Source organism: Chitinophaga sp. (genome assembly GCF_036566945.1).
Taxonomy (GTDB): domain Bacteria; phylum Bacteroidota; class Bacteroidia; order Chitinophagales; family Chitinophagaceae; genus Chitinophaga.
On record NZ_DATCVJ010000892.1, the window covers coordinates 1 to 4,319 of the forward strand.

3 protein-coding genes are annotated in these 4,319 nt (G+C 48.6%); all 3 read left to right on the forward strand.

Features of this window, described 5'->3' with window-relative positions:
- Nucleotides 1-620: hypothetical protein (locus VIP81_RS26875; RefSeq protein WP_331968610.1), on the forward strand; the 620-nt coding region annotated here is incomplete at its 5' end.
- A gap of 208 nt (nt 621-828) precedes the next feature.
- Nucleotides 829-3,804: a TonB-dependent receptor gene (locus VIP81_RS26880; protein ID WP_331968613.1), complete on the forward strand. Its 2,976-nt coding sequence runs from the start codon at nt 829-831 to the stop codon at nt 3,802-3,804.
- 18 nt (nt 3,805-3,822) lie between these two features.
- Nucleotides 3,823-4,319: RagB/SusD family nutrient uptake outer membrane protein (locus VIP81_RS26885; RefSeq protein WP_331968616.1), on the forward strand; the 497-nt coding region annotated here is incomplete at its 3' end.

Below are 4,319 nucleotides of genomic sequence, written 5' to 3' on the forward strand. Positions count from 1 at the left end.
GGGCCAGGATCATTTATGTGCTACTGGCCCTTGCCGCGGGCATCTTCCTATATTATACCTACCGGCGTAAGCTATACCTTGCCCACGAAAAGCTGCACAAACAACTGGAGGAACGACTGCTACGCGAACAGCAGGAAAATGAACGCAAGCTATTGCTCCTGCAACAACAACAACTCACGGCTGCTGTGGTGAGTAAAAGTGAAGCACTCGCCAATTCCGGCGTCACCTTGCTGGAAAAAAATGAGTTCCTCCTGAAAATGAAAAAGGAATTGCTGCAATTAAAAGCACAAAGCGATCGGGAGTTTTCCATGACCCGCTATAACCGGCTAATGAAAATGATCGATAAAAATCTGTCGGCCGGAGATGAACAAAAAGTTTTTGACGACGGTTTCAACAGTGCCCACGAACGCTTTTTTCAACAACTACATTTGCGCTATCCTGACCTCACACCACAGGACCTGAAGTTAGCCGCTTACCTTAAAATGAACCTCTCTTCCAAGGATATCGCCCACCGGTTTAGCATCACCATCCGCGGGGTGGAAGTAAAGCGCTACCGCCTGCGGAAGAAGCTGGGACTACCCGGTGATCAAAATCTCACTGAATTCATGCTGCAGATATAATTATCTGTAAATAAATAAATTACACATACGGAAATAAAAAATGAAGTACCTATGTTGTAGGTAACTGCCCTTCATTTACACCTGCTGAAGTAGCCTTGTTGGGGTAGCGGATATGCGTATCCGTTATTTCCTGTCCTACATTTATTGCCGACAAATTTCACACAACGCCAGCAACAGACAAATTCCATTTTATCAACAAACGTTCGTTATGAAAAACTACTATCTGCTATTATTGCTGCTACTACCCATGTGGGGACAAGCACAACAAAATGTAAGCGGCAGGGTCAGGGATGCCGTTACCGGATCGCCACTACCGGGAGTTACTATTATAGACAAAGCACATCCCGGCACCGGCACCATCAGCGCCCCCAATGGTTCCTTTCAGCTCCCCACCCGCACAGGCGCCATCCTACGGTTTCAACTGATTGGCTATGAAGCCCAGGAAGTCACCAACACCAATAACAGCTTTCTCACTGTCAGCCTGAAAACCACCGCCAAAGACGTAGACCAGGTAGTGGTAATAGGCTATGGTACGGCACGTAAGCGTGACCTCACCGGCACTATTGCCTCTATTAAGGGAGAAGAAATCGTTAACCATCCCGGATCCAATCCGGTGAGTGCCATACAAGGTAAGGTGGCCGGTGTTACCATTACCAACTCCGGCCGCGCAGGGGCCGCACCCACGGTACGCATCCGCGGCGTAGGCTCTATCACCAACACCAACCCGCTGTATGTGGTAGATGGGGTGTTTCATGATAACATCGACTTTCTCAATACCGGCGATATTGCTTCTATGGAAATCCTGAAAGATCCTTCCTCTCTCGCCATGTTCGGCGTACAGGGCGCCAACGGCGTGATTATCATCACTACCAAACGGGCAAGAACCGGCGAAATGAACGTTAATTTCAATGCATATGCCGGCGTACAGCACCTCGACAATAAAATAAAAGTCACCGATGCTACCGGCTTTAAAACACTGTACAACGAGCAGCTGAAAAATGTAAACGGCGCCCCGTTTGATTATAGTCTTTATACCGCCAACACCGACTGGCAGGATAAAATTTTCCGCGATGCCATGCTGCAAAGCTATAATCTTAGCATTTCTACCGGCACAAAAAACAACAGGGCTTATCTCAGCGCCGGCTACTACAACCAGGAGGGTATCCTGAAGTACGATGGCTTTAAGAAATTCATGCTGCATCTAAATGATGAATACCAGGTGAATCAGCATATTCGTGTAGGCGTAGACGTATCCGGCTCCCGCTGGGATCGTACCGGTGGGGAAAACAGCCTGATCTCCAACGCACTCATGGCAGCGCCTATTTACGCGCCTTACAATGCCGCTGGTGGCTACAACGCCTCCCCTTCTTTCCAGCGGGCGCAGGTAGGCAACCCGGTGGCCAATACCGAAATTCCGAAAGGTCACTCCCGCAACTATGGCTATCGTTTTGTTGGAAGCGCCTTTGCAGAACTAAAATTCCTGCAACACTTTACCTGGAAATCTGTGGTGTATACCGATCTGGGCTTCAACAGCTCCCGTGGCTACACGCCAAAATATATGGTCGGCGATTCTGCCCAGTACAATAATATTACCGGGGTGAGCATGGCCAAAACAGATTACCAGACCTTTCAGGCCGACCACACCCTGAGCTACGACAACGCTTTCCGCAGGCATCACCTGAACCTGCTGGCTGGCTTCACCGCCCAATACAAAGGCAATGACAATGTAAGCGGCTCCCGTCAGAGTACTTCCGTAGCCATCCCCGACAATCCTGATTTCTGGTACCTCAATACCAGCCCGGATAAAGAAAACCAGGTGAATGGCGGTGGCGGAGAAGAACAGGCGTTTAAATCGTACCTGTTCCGCGCCAGCTACGCCTATCATGACCGTTACCTGTTGAACGTATCGCTTCGCCGGGATGGTACCTCTAAATTTGGTCCCAATAAACGCTGGGGGAATTTCCCTGCGGCAGGTGCCGCCTGGGTGATTAGTGAAGAACCTTTTATGCGCACAGCTGTACCGGCCATCGACTTCCTCAAAATGAAAGTTTCCTGGGGCCGCCTGGGCAACGATAAAATTGGTAACTACCTGTTTTACCCCGTGCTGAACAATGCCAACAGCGCCGTATTTGGCGATAAACTCTATCCTGCTGTAGTACCGCAGTACATCGCCAACCCGGATATTCACTGGGAAGTGATGGCCGGCACAGATGCCGGTATAGAGCTGTCGATGTTGAAAGACCGCTTCTCCGTAGAAGCAGATTACTACCACCGTAAAACAAGTGATATTCTCGTTACACTCGATATTCCCGGCGCCATTGGTACCACGCAATCACAAACCAATGCCGGCACTATCCTCAACCGTGGCTTTGAATTTTCTGCCGGCTGGAAAGATATGATCGGAAAAAATGTACGCTATGCTATCAGCGCCAATGCCACCACTATCAAAAATGAAGTGCTGTCTATTGGTAATAACATTGGCTACAATATCACTAACACGCCTGCACGAACTATTATTGGCTATCCTATCGGTGGCTTTTACGGATACATACAGGATGGTATTTTTCAGAGCACGGAAGAAATTGAAAAATCGGCTCAAAGCAGTGATGTACGCCTAAAACCAGGCGACATCCGATTTCACGATGTAAATGGGGATGGTAAAATAGACGATAAAGACCGGACCTATATCGGTTCTCCTACCCCCAGCTTTGTATACGGCGCATCCTTTAGTGTAGGCTGGAAAGGCTGGGGACTGGAAGTAGAAACGCAGGGCGTGAGCGGCAACAAAATATTTATGAACCGCTCCCGTAACAAGTTTGCCATCCTGAACTACGAAACCAACCGCTTAAACCGCTGGACAGGACCCGGCACTTCCAACAAAGAGCCCATCATGGATGATACCCGTGGCTGGAATTTTGAACCTTCCACTTACTTCATTGAATCGGGCGACTACTTCCGCATCCGCTTTGTACAGCTGTCTTACAACCTTAACGCCTCCTACATGAAAGAGATGAAAATTAAAAGCTGCCGGATATTTGTGAACGCACAAAACCTGAAAACATTTACTAAAGCCAGCGGCTATACGCCGGAAGTAGGTGGTGATTCTCCTGTAAGATTTGGTGTAGATGAAACGACTTATCCGCTGCCCGCTACTTTCATGGCCGGTGTTAATCTCAATTTCTAATTTTTCAAACAGCACTTCATGCAACGCTATATAAAAAATTCACTGGTAATAATGCTTGCGGTTACCATGGGTAGTTGTGGTAAAGACTTTCTCGAAAGGCAGCCACAGGGCCGTTTTACAACGGAAACGTATCCGGGTGGTCAGTTCGAGCAGTACACCTATGGCATGTACGCGCAACTACGCGACTACAATGTACATGTAATGCCTTTCCTTGCCACAGCCGGTATCCGGTCAGACGATGCCGATAAAGGCAGCACACCAGCCGATGGCGCCGACCAGAAGTCGATGGACGAATTTACCATTGCTCCCAGCAACGGGCTGGTGAAGGCATACTATTCCGGTTTATATGCAGGTGTCAACAAATGTAATCTCGTACTGCAACAGGTAAATCTGGCGCAGGGCAACGTATCCGAAACAGATAAAAAAGTAAGCATCGCCGAAGCAAAAATGCTGCGGGGCTATTTTTATTTTAACCTGGTGCGTGCCTTTGGTGGCGTACCTAAAGTGGATTCTCT

What these genes read in the sequence shown, in the direction of transcription:
- VIP81_RS26880 (WP_331968613.1), top strand. Translation starts at nt 829, where the DNA reads ATGAAAAACTACTATCTGCTATTATTGCTGCTACTACCCATGTGGGGA.